The organism is Halobacillus sp. BAB-2008 (assembly GCF_000328325.1).
Taxonomy (GTDB): domain Bacteria; phylum Bacillota; class Bacilli; order Bacillales; family Halobacillaceae; genus Halobacillus.
The window spans coordinates 1-2,087 of sequence record NZ_ANPF01000113.1 but is presented as its reverse complement, the minus strand read 5'-3'; the positions used below and the strand labels follow the sequence as shown (position 1 = coordinate 2,087).

Genomic DNA, 2,087 nt, shown 5'->3' with positions numbered 1-2,087 from the left:
CAGGCGGAATCGGCTTCGAAGCGGCGAAAGAAATTGTCCGTGCTGGAGGTCATGTGACGATTACTGGACGAAATGGTGGGAAACTGGACGAACGGAAAGAGTCTCTTGCCTCCATACGGGAAGATGCGGAAGTCTACGTCGTTCAGGCAGATTTGAATAAAGAAGAGGACAGAAAGAAGATTGTTCGCGAAGCAGCGAGCGCTATGGGGCCGATAAATGGTCTTGTCAATTCTGCCGGTGTTATCGGCGGTGGAGCATTGGAAGAGTTGAATGAAGATGAGTTGCGTAAAGTAATGGAACTCAACTACTTTGCGACGGTCCTCTTTACTCAGTTAGTTTATAATGAAATGAAGACAACTGGAAAAGGATCGATCGTTAACCTTTCCTCCTTATCCGGTTTGCGAGGCACACACAGTAATACGGCATATAGTGCATCAAAATTCGCAATCACGGGCTTCACCCAATCGTTTGCTTATGAAGCGATTGAACATGGAATTCGAGTGAACGCCGTCTGCCCCGGCTATGTGGATACATCTATGGGACAGGCATCCATACGTGCAAAAGGTGAGAGGGAAGGGAAGAGTTACGAGGAGCAGCGCCGTATTGCAGAGGAAGGGATTCCTTCTGGAAGGTTGAGTACGGCAGAGGAAGTGGCGCGGTCCATTGTTTATCTATTGACAGATGCTTCGCTTAATATAGTAGGAGAATCCATGAAGATTTCCGGTGGAAGTGTAATGAGGTAGATGGAGGGGGCTTTTTTTTGAGTGATGGAAGATATTCACGACAGGAACGGTTTCGACCGATTGGGCAAAAGGGACAAAGTAAGCTGGCGGGGAGTCATGTACTCATTATTGGAGCGGGTGCTCTGGGTACGAGCAGCTCGGAACAGCTGGTGCGGGCCGGAGTGGGGAAGCTGACGATTGTCGACAGGGATTATGTAGAACTAAGTAATCTGCAAAGGCAGCAATTATATACGGAAGCGGATGCTGCGGCACACCTTCCGAAAGCGGAAGCGGCTAAACGGAGGTTGTCCAATATTAATTCAACGGTTTCTATAGAAGGTGTGATTGCAGATGTTCAGAGGGAAGAATTGCTCCGTTTGGCAGATGGTGTTGATTTAATGATGGACGGTACCGATAACTTTGAAACAAGAATGCTGATGAATGACGTGGCCCAGAAGTATAATATCCCCTATATATATGGTGGGTGTGTCGGAGGCAATGGTCTTGTGTTTTCCATTCTTCCAGAGAAAACCCCTTGCTTAGGTTGTTTGTTGGAACGTGTACCTCTGGGCGGAGCGACTTGTGACACTGTCGGTGTGATCAGTCCGGCCGTGCAGATGGTTACAGCATTACAAGTAGCGGAAGCGTTAAAGATACTGACCGGGGACTTCGCCCGCGTTAATCCAGCTTTGATGACCTTCGACTTATGGAATAATGAAAGGACCTCCATTAAAGTCTCGAACGCCAGAAGGAAAGATTGTCCCTCGTGTGGTGATTCTCCCGTCTATCCATATTTAGAAGAAGTCAATGCTACTAAATTTGCTGTTCTATGTGGTCGGGATACCGTGCAGATACGCCCTTCCGGAACGATGAAGCGTGACTTGGCAGAGCTGAAGCGTCGATTACCTTCAGAGAAAGTGAAAGAGAATCCATTTTTACTATCATACGACCATGGCAAGCATCATCGTATGGTTTTCTTTAGAGATGGAAGGGTGCTCATCCATGGAACGAAGGATGTCATAGATGCTAAGAAGCTCTATTATGAAATAGTTGGAGGTTGATCGGTTTCTTTTTATCTTTCCGGGGGAAAGATAAATGTAACGACAGTCTACAAGGAGAGAAACTATATGAAGCGATTAATAAGACGCATCTTCAAATATGGACCGATCATCTATCCGATCATAAGGAAAATTATGCGCAAAAGAAGAAGCAGGTATCGTTGAGTACACCTTTATCCGGGTGTGCTTTTTTGTTTATATAATATAGAAGCTTTTTGTTGAACTAGCATACTATGAAAAAAATATCGAAAAAGGTATTGCAATAGATTTATAGCCATGATATATTATTACTTGTCGCGTTAAGAGA

2 protein-coding genes are annotated in these 2,087 nt (G+C 45.4%); both read left to right on the top strand.

The features are described 5' to 3' along the window. Positions 1 to 743: SDR family oxidoreductase (locus tag D479_RS19325; protein ID WP_008640457.1), on the top strand; the 743-nt coding region annotated here is incomplete at its 5' end. 17 nt (positions 744 to 760) lie between these two features. Then, entirely contained in the window at positions 761 to 1,783 is a 1,023-nt protein-coding gene (locus D479_RS19320; protein WP_008640456.1) for a ThiF family adenylyltransferase, read from the top strand. The last annotated feature ends 304 nt before the right edge of the window (positions 1,784 to 2,087 follow it).